The sequence below is a fragment of the Sphingobacterium sp. BIGb0165 genome (genome assembly GCF_024810095.1).
GTDB classification, from domain to species: Bacteria; Bacteroidota; Bacteroidia; order Sphingobacteriales; family Sphingobacteriaceae; genus Sphingobacterium; species Sphingobacterium detergens.
This window is the reverse complement of sequence record NZ_JANUEB010000003.1, coordinates 148,386-173,763: the sequence shown is the minus strand read 5'-3', so window position 1 is coordinate 173,763 and position 25,378 is coordinate 148,386. Positions and strand designations below refer to the sequence as shown.

The 25,378-nt window shown below is 38.1% G+C and carries 21 protein-coding genes; 13 read left to right on the top strand and 8 right to left on the bottom strand.

Annotation, left to right across the window (positions count from 1 at the left end):
- Nucleotides 1–39: 39 nt before the first annotated feature.
- From M2408_RS07330 to M2408_RS07300, 7 genes are all read left to right on the top strand, one after another.
- The gene (locus tag M2408_RS07330; RefSeq protein ID WP_259180437.1) at nt 40–360 is read left to right on the top strand and encodes a hypothetical protein; all 321 of its coding nucleotides are present in this window, start codon (nt 40–42) and stop codon (nt 358–360) included.
- Between the two features lie 11 nt (nt 361–371).
- Nucleotides 372–704, top strand: a complete 333-nt coding sequence (locus tag M2408_RS07325; protein WP_259180436.1) for a hypothetical protein — start codon at nt 372–374, stop codon at nt 702–704.
- 173 nt (nt 705–877) lie between these two features.
- Complete coding sequence (locus M2408_RS07320) at nt 878–1,408, top strand: sigma-70 family RNA polymerase sigma factor (RefSeq protein ID WP_259180435.1); 531 nt, start codon at nt 878–880, stop codon at nt 1,406–1,408.
- 44 nt (nt 1,409–1,452) lie between these two features.
- Complete coding sequence (locus M2408_RS07315; protein ID WP_259180434.1) at nt 1,453–2,487, top strand: FecR family protein; 1,035 nt, start codon at nt 1,453–1,455, stop codon at nt 2,485–2,487.
- Nucleotides 2,488–2,510: 23 nt separating this feature from the next.
- A complete protein-coding gene (locus M2408_RS07310) occupies nt 2,511–5,867 on the top strand; it encodes a SusC/RagA family TonB-linked outer membrane protein (RefSeq protein ID WP_259180433.1) in 3,357 nt (1,118 codons plus the stop codon).
- Between the two features lie 11 nt (nt 5,868–5,878).
- Nucleotides 5,879–7,384 (top strand): SusD/RagB family nutrient-binding outer membrane lipoprotein, encoded by a 1,506-nt coding sequence (locus M2408_RS07305; RefSeq protein ID WP_259180432.1) that lies wholly within the window; start codon nt 5,879–5,881, stop codon nt 7,382–7,384.
- Between the two features lie 262 nt (nt 7,385–7,646).
- Nucleotides 7,647–8,747 (top strand): glutaminyl-peptide cyclotransferase, encoded by a 1,101-nt coding sequence (locus M2408_RS07300; protein ID WP_259180431.1) that lies wholly within the window; start codon nt 7,647–7,649, stop codon nt 8,745–8,747.
- Between the two features lie 103 nt (nt 8,748–8,850).
- Here M2408_RS07300 and M2408_RS07295 read toward each other — a convergent pair whose 3' ends face one another.
- From M2408_RS07295 to M2408_RS07285, 3 genes are all read right to left on the bottom strand, one after another.
- A complete protein-coding gene (locus tag M2408_RS07295) occupies nt 8,851–9,597 on the bottom strand; it encodes a WG repeat-containing protein (RefSeq protein ID WP_259180430.1) in 747 nt (248 codons plus the stop codon).
- Nucleotides 9,598–9,704: 107 nt separating this feature from the next.
- Nucleotides 9,705–10,583, bottom strand: a complete 879-nt coding sequence (locus M2408_RS07290) for a hypothetical protein (RefSeq protein ID WP_259180429.1) — start codon at nt 10,581–10,583, stop codon at nt 9,705–9,707.
- A 29-nt stretch (nt 10,584–10,612) separates the two neighbouring features.
- Nucleotides 10,613–11,116: a hypothetical protein gene (locus M2408_RS07285; protein ID WP_259180428.1), complete on the bottom strand. Its 504-nt coding sequence runs from the start codon at nt 11,114–11,116 to the stop codon at nt 10,613–10,615.
- 297 nt (nt 11,117–11,413) lie between these two features.
- Here M2408_RS07285 and M2408_RS07280 point away from each other — a divergent pair, with 297 nt between their 5' ends.
- From M2408_RS07280 to M2408_RS07270, 3 genes are all read left to right on the top strand, one after another.
- Nucleotides 11,414–11,647: a hypothetical protein gene (locus M2408_RS07280; protein ID WP_120260713.1), complete on the top strand. Its 234-nt coding sequence runs from the start codon at nt 11,414–11,416 to the stop codon at nt 11,645–11,647.
- Between the two features lie 93 nt (nt 11,648–11,740).
- A complete protein-coding gene (locus M2408_RS07275) occupies nt 11,741–12,244 on the top strand; it encodes a YfbM family protein (RefSeq protein ID WP_259180427.1) in 504 nt (167 codons plus the stop codon).
- Nucleotides 12,245–12,284: 40 nt separating this feature from the next.
- Nucleotides 12,285–12,827, top strand: coding sequence for a GNAT family N-acetyltransferase (locus tag M2408_RS07270; protein ID WP_259180426.1), 543 nt, complete (start codon nt 12,285–12,287; stop codon nt 12,825–12,827).
- Between the two features lie 81 nt (nt 12,828–12,908).
- Here the strand turns inward: M2408_RS07270 and M2408_RS07265 are convergent, their stop codons facing one another.
- From M2408_RS07265 to M2408_RS07255, 3 genes are all read right to left on the bottom strand, one after another.
- A complete protein-coding gene (locus M2408_RS07265; protein ID WP_259180425.1) occupies nt 12,909–15,152 on the bottom strand; it encodes a GH92 family glycosyl hydrolase in 2,244 nt (747 codons plus the stop codon).
- A 32-nt stretch (nt 15,153–15,184) separates the two neighbouring features.
- Entirely contained in the window at nt 15,185–17,434 is a 2,250-nt protein-coding gene (locus M2408_RS07260; protein ID WP_259180424.1) for a GH92 family glycosyl hydrolase, read from the bottom strand.
- Between the two features lie 479 nt (nt 17,435–17,913).
- Entirely contained in the window at nt 17,914–21,051 is a 3,138-nt protein-coding gene (locus M2408_RS07255) for a GH92 family glycosyl hydrolase (protein WP_259180423.1), read from the bottom strand.
- 788 nt (nt 21,052–21,839) lie between these two features.
- Between M2408_RS07255 and M2408_RS07250 the strand changes: the two genes are divergently transcribed.
- On the top strand, nt 21,840–22,601 hold the full coding sequence (locus M2408_RS07250; RefSeq protein WP_259180422.1) for a response regulator transcription factor: 762 nt from the start codon (nt 21,840–21,842) through the stop codon (nt 22,599–22,601).
- On the opposite strand, the gene M2408_RS07245 is transcribed toward M2408_RS07250, so the two are convergent.
- Complete coding sequence (locus M2408_RS07245) at nt 22,598–23,305, bottom strand: hypothetical protein (RefSeq protein ID WP_259180421.1); 708 nt, start codon at nt 23,303–23,305, stop codon at nt 22,598–22,600. The two genes, M2408_RS07250 and M2408_RS07245, sit on opposite strands and share 4 nt — an antisense overlap.
- 104 nt (nt 23,306–23,409) lie before the next feature.
- A complete protein-coding gene (locus M2408_RS07240; RefSeq protein ID WP_259180420.1) occupies nt 23,410–24,156 on the bottom strand; it encodes a ThiF family adenylyltransferase in 747 nt (248 codons plus the stop codon).
- A gap of 224 nt (nt 24,157–24,380) precedes the next feature.
- On the opposite strand from M2408_RS07240, the gene M2408_RS07235 reads away from it, so the two are divergent.
- Both M2408_RS07235 and M2408_RS07230 read left to right on the top strand, forming a co-directional pair.
- Entirely contained in the window at nt 24,381–24,950 is a 570-nt protein-coding gene (locus M2408_RS07235) for a hypothetical protein (RefSeq protein ID WP_259180419.1), read from the top strand.
- A 62-nt stretch (nt 24,951–25,012) separates the two neighbouring features.
- Complete coding sequence (locus M2408_RS07230; protein ID WP_120260685.1) at nt 25,013–25,363, top strand: DUF2200 domain-containing protein; 351 nt, start codon at nt 25,013–25,015, stop codon at nt 25,361–25,363.
- The last annotated feature ends 15 nt before the right edge of the window (nt 25,364–25,378 follow it).

The following is a 25,378-nucleotide window of genomic DNA, read 5'->3' as shown; positions in this document are numbered from 1 at the left end:
TAGTCTAAATAAAGTCCGACAAAAAAGTATAAAAACACTATGGAAAATAAATTCAAAGCAAACAGAGAATTCACATCACGATCGATATGGTCCGATTGGCGTGAACAACTTAAAGAAAGTGAAATAAATGGTTTACTTCAACGACTTGAAGTGATGGATAGGGAGATACTGGTTGATTGGCTGCAATGGCATAACCCAAAAGGCAATTACACTGACCGTAAATGTATGGAAAATAATGTAAAACCGCTTTGCAAATCAAAGGCCGTAGAATATACCTATAGAGAGATCTTGCGCAGTCATACGAAAAAGCAGTTTAATAGCATTTCGAATGGCCCAATACAACTTATGTTTAACAATTAATTGCTCAAACTATGGAATCTTTCATCAAACAGATTATCGGTTATCAATTACCAAAAATCATCGCAATGGAGTCTCAACGGAAGGATTGGCGCTATCAGCTGCTGGATTTAAAAGATAAAGCACTTTTTGATAGGCTCTCACTTATGAAACGGCAAGAATTGCTCCAATGGCTTCAATGGAATGATCGCAATGGGATTTATACAGACTATGACTGCATCCGAAAAGGCATTCCTTTATTCACAAAAATGCAGGCTCTAGCCACAGTCTATCATCATATTATGCGCGACCATGAAAATTGGGATGGATATATGGGGAAAGAATATATCCGTGGAAATATCCTTTAGACAAAAAATGGGCTTCATTAACGAAGTACATAAAACGATTCATTGTAGAACTCGCTATGGACGCACCTCCTTATCTTAATGTTTTTCTTAACGTTTTGAAAAACCGAAAAACTCTACCTAAATTTATCTTAAATCATTTAGTTTAGCTATATTAGAGATTCCAAGTCTACACTATGGGAATCAATTATTCGCTAAATATCCAAACATTTGAGGAATACTATGATCAATGGAGTCCCAAAGTATACCAATATGCGTTCAATAAAACCAGATCATCTTATTTAGCCGAAGAAACTGTACAGCGTGTTTTTATTAAGCTTTGGAAAAACTTAAATGAAAAAAATATTGATGCCACTGTAGAATCCCAGATCTTTTGTATTGCAAGGACAACAATTTTGGATCTGATCAAAGAGGAATATAACAGAAAGAAACTTCTTCAAGCAGAAAATGAGCTCATTCAGTTCTATTCCCCGCAAGATGATTACTACGCCAAACAGCTTGAAGCAACATTACAACATATCATTAATCAATTCCCCGAAAAGCGAAAACAGATCTTTATGTTGAGCCGATATTCCAATCTATCCCATAAACAAATCGCAGATAAACTCTCTATATCATCCAAGACAGTAGAAAATCAAATTACTCTTGCGCTAAAAGCAATAAGAAAAGCATTATTGCTCTCCATACTGATGCTAAATCTTTTTTAATTTTCTTTTGGGGGATACCTTATTTTCAATCGTAATCAATATGTATGAAGATTACGAAAGAACTCGTCGAAAAATATCTCCGCGGAGAAGCAAATACCGAAGAAGTTAAAGCGGTTCAAAATGCACTGGATAATAACCAACTAAATTTGGATGATTGGCTTCCAGCAAGCGAATGGCATAATATAGAAGAACATATAGCTTTTGAACAGCATGACTCAATCAAACAATCCCTAATCAAAAAAATTACGATCAGGGATACAAAACAACGGATCTATGCCCTATTGAAATATGCTGCGATACTTTTACTTGTCGGAACACTAGGCTGGGAATCTTTTCAATATTGGAAGACAACAACAAATACGCCTACGATTACTGCTGTCCAAAAAAAACAAACTCCGAAATTGGAGTCCCCAAGCAACTTCTACTATATTAATTCTGGCAATTCGCCGATGCAGGTAGATGTTCCTGATGGATCAAAAATTGAACTTTATCCTAATTCGGAAGTTAAATTTGCAGATAACTTTTCTTCGCTGTCTACCCGTGATATTCATTTAAAAGGAAAGGCAAAGTTTGTTGTTGCCAAAGACAAGTCAAGACCCTTTAATGTGCATACCACTGGGTTAACAACAACCGCATTAGGTACAATATTCAGCGTAGATGAGCTAAAATCTTCGCAAACAAAAGTCAGATTATTTGAAGGACGTATCCAATTAAAGAGCCTAAAAAATAAAACAGGCTCCCTTCCTCTGCTCCTTGAATTTATACCGAATGAAGAAATAACCATCGATCATCGACAACTTCAAATTGTTGCGGAAGAACGGATGAATTCATCCAAATTCAACAGAAGAGGTTTTTATTCCGAAAAACAAAATACACTAATCTTCAAAAATTTAGCCCTTAAAGATCTACTGCATATTATAAGTCAAAACTATAATATCAAACTTGAATTTAATTCCGAAGCTATCGAAGACAAATATTACAGTGGCACCTATGAAAATGATCCTTCTGTCTTCCGAAAAATACTATCAGATATACAAGAACTCCACCACATTACCATAACTGTACAGAATAAAATATAATTCACTTATTTAATCCATAAATTATGCACAATTATTTACCTTCCAAACATGGCCTACTAACCATGTTTATGCTAAGAACCAATATCCGTGCTGATGTAAACTGGGGTTTACGTCTTGGACTAATGGGCCTTTTGGCAACTAGTTATCAGATCGTTAATGCACAACAGCAGGCAGCGATCAACGGCGTCATTCGCGACGAAGCGGGTAAGCCCATATACTCTGCAACAGTCACTATCCAGAATGCGGCTAACAAATTCAAAAGGGCAACGACTAGCGCAGCAGATGGTACCTTTTCTTTTGATCAGATCCCAGCTGGTCAAGGATATCAAATCACCATTTCCTCTATCGGATTTAAAACCAAGGAACTGACAGACTACAACATCTCTGAAAGAGATAAGCTTGCCATCAATGTCAGTCTGGAATCGGTATCGGAAAACCTACAAGAAGTAGTTGTCACTGCACTAGGTATTAAAAAGGAGAAAAAAGCCCTTGGCTATACTGTTGCGGAGCTAAAAGGAGATGAATTGACACAGGGTAAAGAAACAAATGTTGCCAATGCACTTTCAGGAAAGGTCGCTGGTGTGCAAGTAAGCCGTGCCGCTTCTGGTGCTGGAGGCTCTTCAAAAGTCGTTATTCGTGGTAACAACTCCCTTGTTGGTAATAGCCAGCCGCTTTATGTAGTCGATGGTGTGCCGATTGACAATCAAAACATTTCAGCACCAAACCAATCCGGTGGTACAGATTATGGTGATGGTATTGGTAATATTAACCCCGAAGATATTGAGACCATGTCCGTCTTAAAAGGGCCCAATGCCGCAGCGCTATATGGTCAAAGAGGAAGCAACGGTGTCATCCTGATTACAACAAAATCAGGCAAAGCCGGTAAAACACGCTTCAGCTATGGTACCGACTATTCCTTTGGAAATGGTTTGATACTCCCTGATTTTCAAAATGAATATGGTCAGGGACTAAATGGCACATTTACCCACTTCCGAAGAGACGATGGAACCATCGTTTCCATGAGTGATGCCATAAAAAACGGTTACAGTGGCATCCCAAAAATGAGTGCGGGTCGGGACCGTACAACACGTGCCAGCTGGGGAGCAAAAATGGAGGGCCAAACTTATGAAGATGCCTATGGAAATGTACTGCAACTAACACCTAAACCTGATACCTATGCATCTTTTTTCCAGACCGAAAAACAATTTGTCAATAATTTAAGCGTAGACGGCGGAAATGAAAAAATAAACTATCGTTTTTCTTTTGCCAACACAGATGTGAAGGGGTATATCCCGACCAATACTTTGAAAAGGAATAATTTCGGTTTACGCACACAAGCAAAAATTACGGACAAACTCCATATTGATGTAAAAGCAAATTACATTGCTCAAAAAGGAACTAATAGGCCAACATTGGCTGATGCAGCCGATAATCCAGCCTATTTATTTATCAGTCAACCACGAAGCCTAGGGAATGATATCATGTCCCAATATAAATGGACGGCACAGGAAATAGGCAGGCAGCTCGGTTTCTCGGGACTAACGGAGGGTTTGGAAAAAACTTACGCAACAAATAGTTCCACTGCCAATCCTTTCTGGACAATCCATGAAAATCACAACGAAGATCGCCGCGACCGCATCATTGGATTACTCCGCCTAAGCTATGACTTCGCCCCCTGGCTCAAAGTAGCAGCGACAGGAGGAACCGATTTTTATACCGATCAGCGATTTCGATATAGGCCGATCAATACCTACCAGAGCTTAAACAGGAAAGGCGATATCAGAGAAGAAGTTATCCGATCCCGCGAAGATAACTTTGATATCCTTGCCAGTTCCAATTTCACTTTATCAGATAACATTAAGTTCAGTGCCAATATGGGGGCAAGTCATCAAAGTCGATATCTGCGAATGACAGGAAACGCTGGTAATCAGTTTATCGTACCTAATCTCTTTGTCATCAATAATACCACTACGAATACCTATATATTCGATCTTATCGAGTCTAAAATCAATTCGGTATACCTCTCAGGCCAATTTAGCTATAAAGATTATTGGTTTGTCGACTTTTCGGCGCGCAATGACTGGTCTTCTACATTATCCAAAAATAACAATTCGTTTTTCTACCCTTCGATAAGTTCCAGTCTTGTACTATCTGATGCATTCAAATGGCAGTCAGAGGCGCTGTCTTTCGCCAAGATCCGAGCGTCTTGGGCACAGGCCGGCAGCTCCGGAAACCCCTACCAATTAACAGGTGCGTATAGTCTTAATCAATATACACACGGTGGTGTACCGATGGCTTCATATACCGAAATTATCCCTGATCCCAACTTAAAGAATGAATTGACCACGTCTATCGAAGCTGGTGCAGATCTCAGGTTTTTAAAAAATAGACTTTCGCTATCCTTTACTTACTATCAGGCGAAAACAAAAAATCAGATTCTAGATGTACCGATCGCGCCATCAAGTCTTTACGTGAAAAATCGCATCAATGCCGGAGAAATCAGTAACAGGGGGATCGAATTTGTACTAGGGGCCACTCCCTTCAAAACCGAATCAGGATTTGAATGGAATACAACGTTTAACTTTAATAGAAACCGCAACAAGGTTGAATCGCTTTATCCTGGTGTAGAAAGTTTCCTTTTGGCAACCGATAGGGGAATCAACGTCGTCGCCGAGGTAGGAAAGCCATTCGGTCAGCTTATTGGAACTCAATTTGCATGGATTAAGGATGAAAATGGAAACCGATTAATTGATCCAACGACAGGACTCCCTTTACGTACCGCGGGGCGAGTAGAAACTGATCTTGGAAATGCGCAGCCAAATTGGATAGGCGGTTTCGGCAACACATTAAAATACAAAGGCTTCAACTTATACGCGCTTGTTGATATTCGTCAAGGAGGAGTGATCTTCTCACAATCCAATCGAGAGCAAATAATTTATGGTACGAGCAAAAAAACGTTAGAAGGACGTGAGGGCACCTATGTCGCTGATGGAATAGTTGCACAGCAAGATGGCGCAGGCAATTGGACAAGCACCGGAACAAAAAACAGTAAACAGGTGAATGCTCAAGATTATTGGAATATGGTTGCTAGTGACAAAGAAGTCATGGTATCTGAGGAAATGATTAATGATATGAGTTATATTGCAATGCGCGAAATTAGTCTCTCTTATTCATTCCCGAAAAATCTGATACCACATCGTATGATCAATTCGTTGAAATTGGGTCTATACGGTAGAAACTTATTCTATTTCCAACGAAAAACAGATGGTTTTTCTCCAGAAGCTTCTGCTTTCAATGTAAACAATAGCTCCATAGGTATTGAATCCACTTCCCTACCAATGATGAGAACCTTTGGCGTTAACCTTACCGTTGGTCTTTAAAACACTGAATTATGAAAACGAAAATGATAAAAAACAGATTTGTTATCGCTCTTGTCTCCGTAGCAACATTTAGCGCCTGCACGAAAGACTTTGAAAAAATAAATACGCCGCCAACATCAGTGACAACAATAGATCCCGCATTGCTTATGGCTAGAATCCTCCGTGATGGTACGTTTCAAGAGTCGGGAGAACTCCCAAACAATAAGTTTGGTTCGTGGATCCAGCATTGGGCTGGTGGCCCAGTGGTACCCGTATCGCGTTATTTTGAAGGACCAGAAAACCTGATATGGTCGCAGCATTTTACCTTGCTCAGAAACATCATTCAGATAAAAAAGGAGCTCAGTGGCAAAGAAGAAAGTCCCGAAGGTAGAAGTAAACTGGCAATAACCGAACTTTATGAAGTTTATCTATACCAACGATTGACTGATCTATTTGGAGACATCCCCTATTCGGAAATTACAAAAGATAGCAGAGAGATTAATCGAACTCCTAAGTTTGACAAACAAGAGGATATCTATCCCGCACTGGTCATAAAGGTTGACGCCGCTTTGGCACGTCTCACCGTTGGCGATCAATCTTATGGCTCTTCCGATTTTTTCTATGGCGGTAATATTGATAAATGGAAAAAATTTGGAAACTCCTTAAAACTGAAATTGGGCATGAGAATGCGTTATGCCAACCTCTCATTAGCGCAAAAAACCGTTACAGAAGCAATGACTTCTCCCATTGGGTTAATCTCAAGTAATAGTGATAATGCGGCAGTTCCTACATTTAATAATGCACAAGCCGAAAACCAAAACCCTATATTACGGCAGATGACTACTGGCAGCGCCGACTTACGGTACTTAGCCAACACATTGGTAAACAAATTGAAGGAGTATAATGATCCTCGCTTAGGTCTACTTGCCGAACCAGTCACTATAGGCGGTGTTACTACCTATCAAGGAATTGGAGTAGCATTAACCGATAATGAACTTTCTCAACTGATTAGAGCAAATTACTCTACGGCCAACAAGTCAACATGGTTTAGCTTGAATTTTGCGCCAATACCAAGTTATGCAATGACCTACTCAGACATATGTTTTTACAAAGCCGAGGCTGCATTATTAGGTTGGGGCGCGACAAGTACAAATGCGCAATCATTCTTTACAGATGGCGTCAAAGCTGCCTTTGCCCTTCCACCGTACAATTTAACTTCCATCCCCTCATCCTATGAGCAAAATATCATCAACCTAAATGGATTGACAGACGAACAAAAGATGGAGAAAATCGCTACTCAAAAATGGATAAGCTTATTTGGCAGAGATATGGAAGCATTTGCCGAATGGCGTCGTACAGGTTATCCAAAATTGACACCTGGTCCAAATCCGGGATCCACCAATAGACAGATACCACGTCGAGCTATTTACTCCAGTGAAGAGGCTGAATTAAATCAAACAAATCTCAAAGACGCTGTTTCCAGAATGCAGAACGGAGATTCCTTTTTGTCCAAAGTATGGTGGGATAAAAAACAATAAAAACAACAATAAAGGTTTGAGCCCACGAAATTATTTCGTGTTGCTCAAACCTAATTACCAAAATGCTACTCCAGATTCTATCCCCTCACATATTCGGTATAGCTAATTCCCGCAACAAGGTCTTCAGGACTATTTTAGAGCAAAACAACTTAATTGTTTTTCGCAATGAATCTTTTTCAGCAATGATTTAGGTTTCTTTTGAAATTATATTTATCTTTCTTTAAGTATAAAACAAATCCCACGATCTTCAAGCTTTACAAAAATGAAAACAACTTCCTCACTATTTTTGCTAACAGTAGCATCTCTTTTTATAGGATGCGGAGAAAACGGTAAAAAAACAACATCACCATCTCCAGATAACTTACCAAAAAATAATCCAAGCTTTAGCTTCGAGGGGATCAAACAAGATTATACAACAAATGAAGAATTATCGTTTCAGATTACAAATACACTTAATGTAAAAATTGATTCCATACTTTATTATATCAATGATTACCCGATTGCTAAAGTCACAGAAAACAATAAAGTAACATATAGATTATCACGAGAAAAATTTGGCAAGCAAATTATTAAGGCGGTTGTATTTAATGCTGGAAAATCCGAAGAAAACACAGTAAACATAGACTATTTGCCATCAAACCCACCTCGAATTTTAAAGTACCGAATTGTTAATACTTACCCACATGATATCAAAGCTTTCACACAAGGGCTAGAGTTCTTTGGAGAAAACTTGATGGAAAGTACGGGCAATGGCGTTGGGTTAAGTGGAAATAAAGGTAAGTCAAGTATCCGCATTGTCAACCCCACCACAGGACAACCAATCAAAAAGATCGAATTAGCCGATTCAATATTTGGTGAAGGTGCCACCATATTAAATGGGAAATTATATCAATTGACCTACAAAAGCAATCTTGCCTATGTCTATGATGTGACAACATTAAAGACAATAAAAACACTTCCATATTTCAAAAACATGGAAGGATGGGGGTTGACATCCGATGGCAAAAATTTGTATATGTCTGACGGTTCAGAAAATATCTATTTACTCAATCCTAATGATTTTTCCAAAATTGATTATATCCGTGTTGCCACAAATGAGAAAATCGTTAACCAGATAAACGAAATGGAATGGGTAAAAGGAAAGATTTATGCTAATTTCTTTATGGAAGATGTCATGGGTATCATAGACCCAAAAACAGGTGCTATTGAGGGGTTAGTAGATCTTTCAAAATTACGAGAAAATGTGACAAAACATGTTGATCTGGATGTATTAAACGGAATTGCCTACAATAAAAAATCAAATACCTTTTTTCTCACAGGAAAAAATTGGGACAAAATATTTGAAATACAGCTACTGGATTAATTAATCACTCGTTAGCTTATGATGTACACTATCATAAAGTCAGTTTATTCATTAAAGTGCTATTCCCGCTCTGGAAATAGCACCTTCTTATTTCAGGCAACAATTATTTCTTAACGATTTTCCCGTCTTCATAGAGCGTATACTCTTCGCCATCGGCCTGTTGCAACACAGTTTTTCCGTCGACAAAAATATTACTAAAGGTAAAAACAGGATCGGTTAATATTTTGCTGTTGTAATCCATCAATCCCCAATGCTGTGGTGATTCCATATACATGATTCTATTTTTTCCCACAACATCCAAAACCTGATATTTAAAAGGAACCACAATAGCGCCGTTATGATCAATAAATCCTTGTTTACCACCTTTCGCAACTTTGATAATCGTACTATCAATCGCCATAAGACTGGCATCCAAAAAGATAGACTCATACTGAGGCGAAACAACCTCCTCTCCTTTCTTATTGATCAACCCTACACGTTGTTTACTATCCTGTACTTCAAAAAAGCCAAAATGTGGTTTTGTCGTAGTACTGAAATAGTTGGGCTGTACAATAACCTTTCCTGTTTTATCAACTATGCCAACAGTTCCTAAATCGCCATTAGCATCCGTCCGATGGAAAGTCGCAAGACTTTCGCCATCAAATCGTATAAATTGTTCGTAAGCAGTATCTGGGTTTTCCCAAATGTCTTCTGCCGCATTATACTTTCCCTGTAATTGACCAATAGGTAAAACAGTCTCTTCAACACCTCCTTTAGCAGCTTTGGTTGCATCCTGTCCCTGACAGGAGCCGCCTATAAGTACAATTGTTGCCACTATGCCTACAATTTTATATGGATTGTTTATTCTCATACTATTTCAAAATTATGCTTATTTATCAAATGTTATATAAACCCTGTACTTTAGACAGATACATTTTAAAAACGGAAATCTTCGACTCAACATTATTTTCTCATCTGTTAAGGCATTTCTTCAAGCTTGTTAAAACCTGTTGTTATCATCTGTTGCAATTGAGGTGTAAACAATTTGGTTGAAAGTGGCATTTTCTTGGTTTCTCTATTTAATCTCCATTGTACACGCTTCTCAAGCAAAAATTGCAATCGCTGTGCTGTTGTCAATCCCGGCAACGTATAATATATACTATTTTCACCTTCTTTTCCTTGCATTTGAATATATCTCCCTGTAGTTACCTTAAATTTATTTCTGTCCTCAAAGCCTCGTATAAATGAGCTATCCTGATCAGCGATATCCCACATCGGATCACGAGGGCAGCAGACAGAACCATAGCTTTCCTTCCAGTATACTGTTAATAGGTTTTCGGGCACCGTAGGTTTAGCAAAATCAATCACGGGATTTTCCAGTCCCCCAAGCCGAACGCTATCAACTTTTACATTGTCCTCTTCCCGTCTGATATAGTAATAATAATTAGTGGTTTCTGGCTCCACGCACATTCCATTTTTTGAAGCCATTTTACTGACTTCACTGTAAAACTTCCAATCAGGAACAATAAGAATAAATTTTTGTAATTCAGGATAAAACGCCGATGACTTCTTAAAAAGTTCTATTGGGATCTTTGCGCTCAAATAAAACACATCTATTGAATCTGCATTAAGCTGCAATGGCAGATCCAATAGATAATTGCCCTCTAATCGTGCCACCTGACGATCTTCAATATTCATTACTCGATCATACTTTTGGGCTAGCCAATCCGGTCGTACAGTTTCCTGTTGATCGGGAGGCCTGATGGCTTGTTTTATGGCTTTACTTTTACAGGATACAACAAGTAGAAGTAAAACCAGCATTAAATAAAACTTATCAATTGTTAAGCACGTTCTCATTGGCTAAAAATTATGTTTCATTCATTATTTTATTGCGCAGCAGCAACCTTTATCCCCACCTTATTTAAAAACTCAACCTGTTTCTCCAAACATGTATCTGCCAAGACTGCTATTTCAGCTTTTTCATCAGTAATATCCCTTAATAAGCCCTGTCTGGCACCTTTTTTCTGTTCATCCACATATTTGACCAACAACGTACCATAACCATCCGTAATTCTCGTCATGTAAGCTAGTGTAGTCAAATGGAAGCCCTTCGCCGCTTCACTAGGCTTTAATGCATTGACTTCACTCTTTATTCCTTTGACATAGCTGCTCAACGCCTGTACCTCTTTTAGCTTCATTTCGTAGGATAATTCATCCGTTTTATCCGCATCATATTCTCCTTCCAGTAATTTATTGTAGCTTTCATCCAACTTTTCTTTACAACTATAGAAAAGACCAACAATCTTCTCATTATATCCCAAGTCCAAATTGCCACCACAGGATGTCAATGCTAATGTACTGATGATTAATGTCAAAATAATAATTCTCATATCTCGATTTTTCAACAAATAACGGATTTTCAAAACAAGCTCTTTAAGGCAGTTAATATTCGTTACCTGTTTTTTAAGATTCGCTATCATTTGGGTACAATTTTACCCCAGACAATGGCACCGATAATTACCCGATTAGCAAATACTGTAAAACAAGTCAAGGACAACAGCTTGTTTCTTAAGGAAGAATTGCGGAACTTAGAAAAAGAATCTAGACTAGATTAGAAGACCGTTAATTTTAGACGAATCAAGAAAATCAATGAGGAACCAAAAACGAAAAGAACTAAATAAAACACTATGAAACAACTAGCTTTATTGATCATGTTCATCGGAATGTCGAGCATGGTTTTCGGACAAGAAATTAGCCGCTCAACGACCCAAACCATTACACAATCCGGAATTGGACTTGGTTCTGTAATTGCCGTCGTTACTTCTTGGGATCGTAACAAGTCTATTCTCTGGGCGCTGATTCATGGCATCTTGGGCTGGCTATATGTTATTTATTTTGCATTTACACGGAGCAATAATTAATATTTCTACCGTTCATATTTTCAATACAATCAACAGTATTACATCCTTCTGTAAAACAGAAAACAAAAAGCAGTCAACCAAAATCGAAAGATCATGAGCATGGTACAAAATTTCCTCCGTGTCAATCTAGAAACATTGAATAGTTTTCTCACTGATAGTCATTCATTAAGAAAAATGGTATATAGCAAAGAAGCTATACATTTGGACAATTTGATAGATATTGATAAAGCTTGGGAGGGTATTTTCTTTTTATTGACAGGAGAATCAATCGGTACATACGATCAGGCCGCTCCACCATTATCCTGGCTATTAGTTGGTCCTAATGACATTGATCGCAATCAGGACATGGGCTATGGCCCAGCAACCTATACAGATATAGAACAAACCAGACAGATTGATTTAGCGTTAAAGGAAATTTCTATAGATGAATTAACGCAGCGTTTCGACCCGACCACTATGCTTGAAAAAGATATATACCCAGACATCTGGGAGGAGGAAAATGCATTAGATTATCTGATTCAATACTTCGAAGACCTAAAAGCATTTTATCAGATGGCCGCCTTGCATCATGAAGCAGTAATCCTATTTCTCAATTAAAGAGCAATCATTTCACGCTAATAAACACAATAAAATAACTATGCTTATTTCTGATAAGAGAAGTATCCACATTGAAGAATTAAAGGAAGTAAATAACATAGCCGTTTCCGACCTGGTCGCATTAACATTGGATATTGTCCAAGGAGGGGCCTCAGTAGGATTTATGCAGGACATAAACGAAGAAAAAGCAAGTGAATTCTGGAACGATGTCCTGGCAAAGGTCCAGCAAGAAAAAACAGTGCTACTTGTTGCAAAAGACAGCTCATCGGACCAGATCGTTGGGACCGTGCAATTACAAATAGACCTTCCCCAAAATCAGCCGCATCGGGCGGACGTAGCAAAAATGTTGGTGCATTCAGCCTTTCGACGTCTTGGTATAGCTGAAAATCTATTGCAACATCTTGAATTAATTGCGAAAAAAATGAGAAAATCACTACTGGTATTAGATACTGTAACAGATAGCCCGGCTCATGGTTTGTACTTAAAATGTGGCTGGAAGGTCGTGGGAAACATTCCCAATTATGCACTTTTTCCTAATGGTACCCCCTGTAGTACAACCTACTTTTATAAAAACCTTGAATAGTATTGCTATTCGCAAAAAAAACTCCAATAACTGTTAACTTATTGGAGGTTCTGTCGACAAAAACAATGATATTGCTTCTGACTATTTTTTGTACCACGCCGGACCAGGTTTGCTTCCCATTTGGAAAACAAGGGTAGCTCCGGACATAATCTGCTCATGTGTGATATAACTCGTTTCAAGAGGCTTTCCATCCAAAGTAACCGACTGGATGTAAATATTGGTTTTATTGACGTGATCCGCTTTGATGGTAAACTTTTTCCCATTCGCAAGTTTAAATTCGCTTTGTTCAAACAATGGCGTACCGATTTCATACCTTCCGCTCACTGGATCTACTGGATAAAAACCCAGCGCACTGAATACATACCAAGCAGACATCTGTCCGCAATCATCATTCCCGCTTAACCCTGACGGATTATTTAGATAGAGTTTTTCCATCACTTCAGCAGCATATTGCTGTGTTTTCCATGGTTGCCCAATCGAATTAAACAAATATATAGCGTGATGACTTGGTTCATTTCCATGTGCATATTGTCCAATCATGCCCGTACTGAAGATAGGCAGTTTACTGGTGTCTGATGGATGGAAGGTAAACATGCTATCCAATTTCTGCCCAAAGCGTTCATTTCCGCCGACTAGATCAATCAATCCCGGAATATCATGTTGAACAGACCAAAAGTATTGCCAAGCATTGCTTTCACAGATATGTGCACTATACTCCTCTGGATCAAATGGCGTTACAAAAGCACCATGACTGTCACGGGGTTGCATAAATGATGTAGCGGGATTATAGACATTTTTATAATTTTTTGCTCTTGCAAAAAACGTAGTTGCCACCGCCTTGTTCCCCATCCTATCCGCCATAACCGCAATACAATGATCATCAAATGCATATTCGAGTGTGCGTGACAAAGACCAGTTCTCAGCATTGTATTTATCCACAACATCATAAGGTACATAACCCAGCTTTTTATACAACCCAATAACTCTATAGTTGTCTATGTTTGCTGTTGCCACACAAGCTTCCAGTGCTTTATTGACATCAAAATTACCTATTCCTTTCAAATAAGCGTCCACAATAACTGGGATTGCATGATTGCCAATCATCATATCAGTTTCACTGCCATAGATATTCCATACGGGCAAGCGACCATGCTGTTCGTAAAATGCAATAAACGATTTCACCATATCATTTACACGATTTGGATCAAGATAAGTAAATAGGGGATGTGAAGCACGATAGGTATCCCAAAGCGAAAAAGTACTGTAATTGGTCCAACCTTCGGCCTGATGTATTTTTCTATCCGCGCCAAAATAAGCCCCATCTACGTCTCCAAATATGGTAGGGGCCAACATCGAATGGTACAATGCTGTATAGAACTTTACTTTAGCTTCTTTGTCCGCAGTCTGAATAGCGATCTTACCAAGCTCTTTGTTCCAGCTATTTTCAGCTTGTTTTAAATAGTGATCAAAATCATCTGTTGGCACCTCAGCTTTCAGGTTTTTGGAAGCACCATCCATACTTACACCCGAAAGAGCTGTACTGAGCGTTACTTGTTCACCAGTAGATGTTTTAAAATCAAAACGTGCCTTGAAAGCCGTGCCAATACGTTTGGTCGTTTTTGTTATGCTGTCAACACTTGACTTTATCGCCGAGCTATCGATGTGAACTGCAGTGAACGGCTTTGAAAATCGGGTTTCAAAATAGACACGTTGCCCTCTGGCCCAACCTTCTGAAAACCGGTAGCCACGTACAGTGACCGAATCGACCACCTCGATGTATGAATCTACCGTGGCATCCCAGTTCATTGCTTTCTTCAGATCCAAAAAAATAGCCGATTGAGCCTCAGGGAATGTATAACGTTGGATACCACAACGTGAGGTTGCCGTTAGCTCTACATCGATATTATAGTCTGTCAACTTTACTTTATAGTACCCAGCATGTGCCTGTTCGTTTTGATGCGAAAACTTGGAATGAATACCCAAAGGTGCCGCGGCTTCATGATAAGGCAATGTAACTGGCATAAACGATATATCATATAGATCCCCAGCTCCCGTCCCACTTAAATGGGTATGACTAAAGCCCGAAATCGTACTATCGGGATAAAAATAACCCGAAATACGATCCCAACCCGGCAATCCATTATCAGGGCTCAATTGTACCATACCAAAGGGCGATTGTGCTCCAGGATAGGTGTTACCCGTAAAATCTGTCCCTATAAAAGGATTGACTGATTTTGCATAAGAACCTTCAGCCGAATCCTGCTGTGAGGCACAGCTCAGTATTCCCAATAAACCTGCGCATGCCAGGTATTTCATATATTTCATAGTGTAGATTGCTTCTTTAATCTGCGTGTCATTTATCTGTCTCCCGTAACAATCAGGATATCTTTGCTATTGACCAAAACTTGATGGCTTATCTTAAAACCTCCTAATGGCTTTCCATCGACGATAATTTTTTTGATAAACTCTCCATTGCCCTCTTTTTGGCGTCTAATGGTCACACGATCAGACTTAGGATAATACTTTTTATCAAGTTGAATAGTCACTTTATCAAATACTGGAGTAACGATCGTATAATCTGGTCTGCCGGGACAAAAAGGGTAAATCCCCATCATATTCATTAATGCCCAGGTCGACATTGTTCCTGTATCATCATTTCCTGGGATCCCACCGGGACTATTCGTAAAATGTTTATCCAGAATTTGCTTAACCAACTTTTGTGTACGCCATTCTTCACCTTTTATTTCCGAAAAAACATGTGGATAAAGCATGTCAGGTTCGTTGGTAACATCAAAATACCCCTTATCAAAGGTGGCCTGCAATCTGTCCACAAATTTCCTTTTACCGCCCATCAACTGAACTAAACCAGGGATATCAAATGGTATTGCAAAGCTATAATTCCAGGCATTTCCTTCATGGAATCCATGGTTAGGCTCAAAATTAGCCCCCATCAATGGGTTGAAAGGTGTCAAAAACGATCCATTGGGAAGAATAGGTCTAAAGGTTCCATATTCTGGCGAATAGTAATGTTTGTAGCCCTGTGCTCTCTTACCAAAAGTTTGTGCATCTTTAGTTTTTCCCAACGAGTTGGCCAACTGTGCTAAATTCCAATCAGCAACATAGTATTCAATCGCATGCGAAACTGAATTATCAAAAGAATCGCGAAGAGGAACATAACCGTACTTGACATAATCGGCATTATCCGGACGGATTCGATTCGTCGAATCTGTTGTCGTTGCCGACTTCAAAAAAGCCTCATAAGCCGTATTGATATCATAGTCCCGAATGCCTTTCATCCAAGCATCAACGATCACAGGTACTGCTGGATCACCATCCATGGTATAGCTTTCACGGCTATAAAGTTCCCACTTAGGCATCCATCCATTTTCTTTATAAATATCAATCATGGAACGAATCATTCCAACCTGTTTATCTGGATAGACCAACGACATGAGCGGCTGTACATTTCTGTACGTATCCCATAAAGAGAATACGGTATAACGATTATGATCCGCAACAAGGGTCTTTCTATTTTCCATAGCCGGATATTCGCCGTTAACATCCTGTAAAATATTTGGATGAATCATGGCATGATACATAGCCGTATAAAATACTGTTTTTTGATCTTCGGTACCTCCTTCAACCTGAATTCTTGATAATTCATTATTCCACAAAGATGAAGCTTGCGTTCTGATACGCTCAAATCCAAAACTAGGTTGCTCGGCTTCCAGATTTTTTCGTGCATTTTCAACGCTTACGAAAGATACCGCCAACTGAACCTCTAAGCTCTCATTTTCCTGAACATCAAAACTCAAGAATGCCCCAAGATCGTCTCCAGACAATTGGTTCGAATAATCGGTAAAAATCTTATATTTGCCAGCATCTTTATTCCAATCATTTTCCCATTTTTCACCGGCACGCTGAAATTTCCAGTAACCTTTCTTTGCGGGTTTTTTATTCACTCGCATCACAAAGAAAATCGGATATACGGCCTGATTGTTGGTATAACAGAACGAACCCAATAATTTCGAACCTTCAAGTTCCGTATCACTGACATAGCGAACTGTGGCACCCGTTTCATTCGTCAGTCCCTCGCCTAAATTGAGCAAAATATTAGCCTGCCCTTTAGGGAAAGTAAATTTAGATACACCCACACGAGCAGTTGCGGATGTCTCGGTTTTGATGCCGTATTTTTTTAACACATTACTATAATAACCCGGATGAGCCTCTTCCTGTGTATAAGTACTTCCATATTGATGGTAGTCAACTTCTAGTTTTCCAGCCGTTGGCATCAGTAACAAACTTCCCATATCAGGACAACCTACACCACTCAGATTGACATGTGAAAAACCGGTGAAATAGCTATTGCTATGTTCGTAAGGTGTAGACCACCAACGTGCATCCTTATCGAAGGCATTAAGTGATGATCCCATCACATTAAAGGGAGACACATTCATTAAACCATGTGGTACTTGAGCACCGGGATTGGTTGTACCATAGTTACTGGTACCAATAAAAGGATTGACATAGTCGGTTGGTAGTTTTTGCGCAGATGCTTGCTCCCAAACAAATAATCCCAAAAGAAAATAACGGATAAACTTGATCATATCATCTTGATAAAGACAATCTACTTTTTTCTGATACAATGAACAGTAGATTGCACATTTTTAAGTGTAGTCACAATACTACAGATAATACCAAAGATTTACAAATATCGACAGCAGTTATATCTATCATTTTACAATGTTAATAGGATTTAGCAAGACTAAAAATAGATTCGAATTCATCAAGCTCCTAGTTATCTTAAAGTATAGTAATATGATCAAAATACAGTCGCTAATGCAGGTAGATCCAAGGAGAAAGATCATTCAACAAAAAAATCCTGAAGCGGGGAACTTCAGGATTTTTACTAACTAACCAATTATTAACCTAAATTATGAAAACTACATTGATAACGCCATTCCCCGAGCTTTGTTATCCTGTTCTTCTATGTTTAACCAAACTTTAACAAACAATGCCGTTCGATGCGGAAAGCTACAATTTGAAGTTATAATCTCTCATTAAAGTCCATCTCAGTGATACATGATTAATGTGACAAGCCCCATTGCATATTCGGCTTATCCCCCATTTCCAAAACTAATTCACCTCCTTTTAGCAATTCCGCAGCGTCAAAATAGAATGTCTGCAGCGGTTTACCGTTTAAAGTTGCGCGCTGCACATACATATTCTTTTTGCTGGCATTTTTAGCTTTAATAGTGAATTGATCTCCTCGCACATATTGCCGTCCCAACTTAATTTTAATTTCTTCAAAAGATGGACTACCAATTTCGTAAATTGGCTTTGTTCGCGTCCCTCCGTCTAGCTGAAATAATCCTATTGCATTCATGATATACCAAGCGCTCATCTGCCCTTGATCCTCATCTCCCAGGTATGCGTTAGAAATACCCTGTCCGTAATAGCGTTCACCGATAGACCGGCTCCATTTTTGTGTAAGCCATGGTTTGTTCAACCAGTTAAAAATATAAGCGAAATGCATAGACTGTTGATTTCCCTGAACAACCGGATAATCCCAGTATTGATCATTTGGTCCATTATACCGCCATTTTTCACTTTCTCCGAACCCCCATTCCAAACGCTTTAGAAACACATCCTCACCAATCATTTTAGCCAATGCTGGGATATCCTGAGGAACAAAGAATGTCAACTGCCATGCATTTCCTTCAACATAATGATGATTGGCTCCAGATTTAAATGGATCAAAGTCCCGGTACCATTCCCCCTTGGCATCTTTCATCCGCGCATAGCCACTTTTAACATCTATCGCATTCTTCCACCAGCTACCTCTATCATTAAAATAATTGTATTCCTTTTCCTTTCCCAAGGATTTTGCAAATTGTCCTACAGTCCAATCGTCAAAACTATACTCCAGGGAATTTGAGAAACGACCAAGGTCATAAGGCACATACTTATACTTCAGATAAACATCCAGATCCCGGTTGCCGGCAAAGCCACCTTCAAATTTCAGCGGACTTGTTGTCTGCATTTTCTTGATCGCTTCAAATACCTTTGTAACATCGTAATCACGTATTCCCATCTGATAGGCCCCTACGATCAAAGGAATCTCGTGTTCAGCAACCATCACTGGAATATATTCCATCCCAGCAGGCCCTTTTGCCAGCCAACCGTCTGCATCATACATAGCCAATTGCGAACGCACCCATTTATTCGACCATTCCGGTGTAACCAGATTCCAGAATTGGTTTAAATTCCAGAACGTATTCCAAAATGCATCACAGCCCAGGGCAAGGTCCCCCGGATGTTTCATCGTTCTGATCGTCTCATCAGAAGACCGCCATTGCCCATTAACGTCGCTAAATGTATTACGGCTGGCCAGGGTACGATACATATTTGTATAAAACTTCTCTTTTTCCAAATAGTCATCACTTTTTATCTCCAGGCGCCCCAATAATTCATTCCACACTCGATGTTGGTTGGCGACCACACGTTCAAAAGACCATCCAAATGGATCTGAAAGTTCTGTTTTCAAATTTTCTGCAGCATTGGCGATACTGACATAGGAAATCCCGGTCCGCAGCTGCACTTCCTTGTTTTTACGAACATCGAATTCTACATACATACCAGCGGATTGAGCGCTGTCGGCAACCAGATCAGACTGATCTGTTATGCGACCATTATGCCAAGTTCCGAAATTGATAATCGGTTTGTCAAACTCCATGACGAAATAGACAATATAATCTTGTTTCGCATCGGTAGACCAGACATTTTCGGACAATTGGTTACTGTAGCCAATAACCTTATAATCAGAGACCTTTTTAAGAGAGAGGTCTTTGATCTTATAATCATATTCTCCGTTCACTTTAAGATCAATCATAATACGTCCAGTATCTGATTTATGATAGGTATATTTCTGGAAACTGGACCGTGTTCCTGCGGTTAGCTTTGCATCAATATCCTGGTCAAGAAGATGAACGGAATAGTACCCCAATGGAGCCTGTTCACTTGCTTTATCTATTGCCGAACGGTAACCTGAATGCGCACTATATTGATCTCCAACACTAGTCTTCAGTTGGCCTGCTGTTGGAAATGTGCCCAGTCCAGCCATTGTCCATTCGTGTATATGGCTAAATGTACCAATAGATTCTATTGAAGGTTCATAACCAGCCTGCCAGCCAATATTCTGGTTATCGGGACTAATCTTTACCATTCCAAATGGCATCCACGGTCCTGGTGCCAGCATCCATCTGGAATGTGCAGCCCCTATCATGGTGTTGACATAATCCGAGACCCCACCCAATTTTTCAGGAGATCGTTTTATAGAAGATGTTTGAATTAATTTATCGTTGATATATATTGCATATTTACTTCGTACCTCTTTCGATGCATAAGGCATTGGAATCTCAAGTCGAGATAAGCCCTTCTCATGAGTTTTATCATAGATTTTCTTTCCATCCAACAACACTTTTATACGCTCATCATCTTTCAATTTCAAGAGATCAACGAGCATATACTGTATGCGCTCGTTTCCTTTTTTCAGTTCAAAATCCGATTGCCGTACCCCTTTGATTATTGAAGTGTAATCTTTCAACAATTTCACCTGTTGAGGACCCAATAATTTAAAGGAGTCAAACTCAACCCACCCCCCTTTTATTACCGTAAGTGTAACCTGGTTAAATCCCTCCGAAATAAGATGCTCAGGCAATGCTATCTGTATCGTAGACGCTCCAGACTTTGAACCCGTACCTACAGGATCAATGGGGCCGTCACCATTCTTCAGTTCGTAATTATAGGATTTACCATTGATCGCGATTTGTAAGGTCGGTTTATTCTGAGGATCACTATTTGCCAATTTTACTTCCAGAGCCCATTTCCCATTTTCAACTTGACCACTTAAAACACTGTATAAATTCAAAAAATGGGTCCTTAGGCCAGAGGTCCCACCAGTCCCGCCCCATCCATTGGCAGGTCCGGGTAACACGTAAGGCAGATCTGTTGACAATGAAGAATGCCCAACTACAAAGTAATTGTCTTCGTAGCCAAAATCATGTTCCAGAAATTTCTTGTAATCGTGTGGAGCCAGAGCGAATTCTCTGCTGGAGCCATCTGAACTGCCCAGTTGCCAAATAGTATTTTCCTGCCCCAGAACAAGCTGTCCTGTCATTAACAGTAAGCTGGTGAAAACGGAAATGGGGAAATGCATTTTCATAATTGATGGATTTTATAATAAAAAGTATGCTATAAATGCCTATCCAAGTATTCGGTTCTTTTGCATGTTTCAATTTATCATCCCACTCCAAATTAAGATTTATAAAGAAAAACCATCTCCCAATTATTTAAACAAAAAATCTTTGCTTAATTGTATATACATAACAAAAACAACAAAGAAACAAGAAACACGCTAAAAAGCATTAAAAATTAGATTCAGCATACAATAATACTATAAAAAACAAGAAGTATCAAGTAAAAAAAATAAATGTATATACATACTATCAAGTATAAGAATCCCATTTAAAGTATTTGTAATACGCTAAAGCTAAGGATCTCCTAGCGCAGTCAGGTCGAATTAAAAATTGAAATAATTAGAGGGTATTAGGAATTTGTTTTCTTAGAAGCTGTCACTGCATAAAAATCTTTACTAAAATCCTACATAAAGCAGAGCATACCATTGGGTATTTTGAATCCAATAGACTATATTTATATAATTTTAAATTACTTTAACAATATAAAGATAGAAAGTAAAGTACTACATTTTATCATGGTGAATAAAATTCTACCCATTTGTGTAGAACATTATTCCATTATGTTACAGGAGTTTATGCAAAAAATTATATGCACTCTTAGACAAGTCCTAAATAGACCTAGAAAGGTTAGAAGGGCCTATTTTTCGTCTATAAATTTAGACTAAATTGTTATTTTTGCAATTTGTGAACAGAAATGATATCAGTCTAATTGGACGTTTCGAAGCTATAATATATCATTTTTGCCATTAATACTATGAAGATTGAGATTGAAGATTTTTTTAAGCCAGTACACGTTAAAGATACCTTTAGCAAAGATGATTATGAGATTATAGATGCCTTTATTAATTTCGCGAAATCTTTAAGCAGATTAACCTATCAAAGTATATATTTAATCGACTACTCTAAAAAGAGTTTTTTGTTTGTGTCTGACAACCCCATCTTCTTATGTGGAAACTCCCCCGCCGAAGTTTTAAAGAAAGGTTATCAACACTATTTTGATAATGTACCAGAACAGGACATACATCTATTAAAAAAAATAAACGATGTCGGGTTCGATTTTTTTGAAAATCTTTCGAAAGAAGAGAAATTAAAACATTCCATATCCTACGATTTCCATTTGAAACAATCAAATGGAAAACCCTTATTGATAAATCACAAACTTAAGCCAATACTTTTAGATAAATCTTCAAATCCCTGGATAGCGCTTTGTGTTGTTTCTATTTCTTCACACGCTAATGCGGGAAATATTAAATTTAAGTCCGATGAGAACGGGAAACAATTTGAGTACAATTTAGAAATAGACCGTTGGGTCGAAGCACCGCATGTTAAACTTAAGCCCCGAGAAAAAGATATCCTTCTATTTTCTGCGCAAGGATTAACTATGGATCAGATAGCAGATAAGCTTTACGTTTCAATAGACACAATCAAATTTCACAAAAAACAAATATTTTCCAAACTAAAAGTAAAAAGTATCACTGAGGCCACAGCTTTAGCAATTGAGCAGTCTTTGTTTTAATAACTCTCTATATCTTCATCTTCAGTATTCTTATATAGGTGTTTTTCCCCTGTGTCAAGGATTTTATGAGCGTCTATCGTATTACCAAAACAATACTGTGCCAATTTGTTCTTTTCTATAAAAGACTCCAGCCATATTGTTTTTATATAAATAGGTAGTGTCTCCGAATATAAGTAAATAATTGGGATGCCCAGTTGGTAAGAAGGTATACCTAAATTAAATAATGTACGAACCAATTTCTTATCACATTCTGCAATAATTAATCCATTTTCAAAGTAAAATGGAGGAAAAAATGCATCAAAAAGCATCTTTTTAAGCACACTGATGCGCTGCCCTGTAATTTTTTGTGAAATAATGAAACGACCTATATGCCAAAAATGATCAATATCTGGAATCAATAGATCTTCTTTTTTTATTGAAAACAACTGTTGAATTGGCAATGGAGTTTCCCTATCCCAATAAGTAATACGAATGGAGGCTTGAATAGCATGTTTTTCTTTATCGCGTAAAACGTAATAAATTGATTTATCAAAAAAGAGCAAGTCTTCTCGAATCAGATTCTCATATTGGCGAAAGTATTCTTCATCAGGAGAACTATCCAGATTAAAGTACGCTCTTGTCGTACTTAAATAAAAATGAATAAACTCTGAAAGCCCTTTTTTCTCAAGTTTAGTAAAGTAATAATTTTCAGACGTCCAATTCATGTAGATATAAATCAAGAACTATAAAAATAAGGACTTTTATTCTAAATTTTTAAATCAACAACATGTAATGTAAAATAAGAAGAATTTATATATGTCTGCTATTATTATTTTAGAGACAAATAGTAGGATTCAGGAAATACTTTTATCACTTTATCTGTAGCGATGTTAAACACAATTTGGCAGACCATTCCAGATAATAGATATAACCCCAATGACAACTGTGGGGGTGGCGAATCCATTGCTATTTTACCATATTCCGAAAGAAAATCTTCCAACCATCCTGTATCAATGTTCTTTTCCTGTAGTCTATCAACAATAAATTTCCCCACGTTTATTTCAAATGCTTGATGTTCTTTATTCAAAGAGCGTAAATTGTGACTCTCTGGTGTAATGACAGTTAAAAATCCGGCCCAACCCAAATTGTACGGATGAACAACAGAGATATTTTTCTGTACCATGTATTCATCAAATAAAAAAGGGATATCGGAAGAAAAATCCAAAGCATTAATAGCAATTTTACAGTTTAAATCAAGGCTATACAAATTGTTTCGATCAAGAAATTCGGGATAAGCCGTAATCTTTGCGTCGGGATTAATAGCCATCAATCGTTCTTTTAGAGCGATAGCTTTATTTACACCGATATCTCCCACCACATAATTCTGGCGATTAAGATTGGTCAGTTCTACAATATCACCATCGATAATGATCAAATTTTCAAATCCCATCCGCAACAGACACTCAGCGATATAGCTACCAATACCGCAGCCCCCAATTAGTATCGGAAAATCCTTTATAACTTGTTGCTCTTCTTCTTTTACATGAATGATGTTACGTTTGTATCTCAAACTCATTTTTACGATAGTTTTGTATCTTATAAAGGTAAGGCTATAATTTTAAAATTATTATGTTGTCTTTACCGACTAATCTTAAATATCATCTCCAAAAACAGTTCAAGAACTAGGCGCGCCTAAGCTCTCCGATTATGATATCTAGTATCATAATCGGATGGTATCATTTGACAACCCCATTAAAATCTATGCAAAAAAAATCCTATTTTAAACGACAAATCACTACAATGAAAAGTAAAATACAAATACTATATATTGTCATTACACTATTACTGGGTATGGATATGTTCGCTTACTACCTGGAAAGGATAAGTTTAATCGGCTATTATAGTGACGTCTTCCTTTTCTGGATGTGGCTAGGACTGACTATGACCGTAATCGTCATCTTCTGGAAAAAGATCCTGGCAAAGATTATGTTGTCTGGATTACTATTGGGGTTAATTTGTAGCATCCTGCCAATGATGCTACCCTTTTATACATTGGTATTGTCCATGTCTTCTTTCGGTCTACGGATGACGAAAGATTTAAACGAAAATTATCGTGCACAAATTGTTGGATATAGTGTTTTATCCCCACCTTGGTTAGAAATAATTGAGAAAAAAGGAATAATTGAAAAGCGGGTGTTTAGCTGTACCGACAATGCATTAAATAATGACGGGACTACCATAAGAATAGGGAGTGCAAAAGACATCATTTTCAATTCGGAAACGGATAAAATGCTTCGCATTACACTCTTTTATGGAGGTATCCATAAAACCATTACTTTTGATAAAACAAGAGGAAAAATGATATTGTAAAGAAATTTCACATCAAAAAAATGGTAAATTAGCAAAAACCACAAAAGATAATCAGTAGAAAAATGGACAATACTAGAATTTACCGCATGTCATTTGCTGGAGTATATCCACATTATATACAAAAAGCAGAAAAAAAAGGTCGCACAAAAGAAGAAGTCAATGAAATCATATTTTGGTTAACAGGTTATAATACCCAGGACCTGCAACAGATCATAGCCGACAAAACCGATTTTGAACATTTTTTCAGCCAGGCGCCGCATTTCAACACCAATGCAACAAAGATTACAGGTGTCATTTGCGGCTATCGTATAGAGGATATTGAAGATCCACTCGTTCAAAAAGTCCGTTATTTAGATAAACTGATTGATGAACTGGCGAAAGGCAAGTCAATGGAAAAAATTTTAAGAAAATAAATCAATCAACGTTCG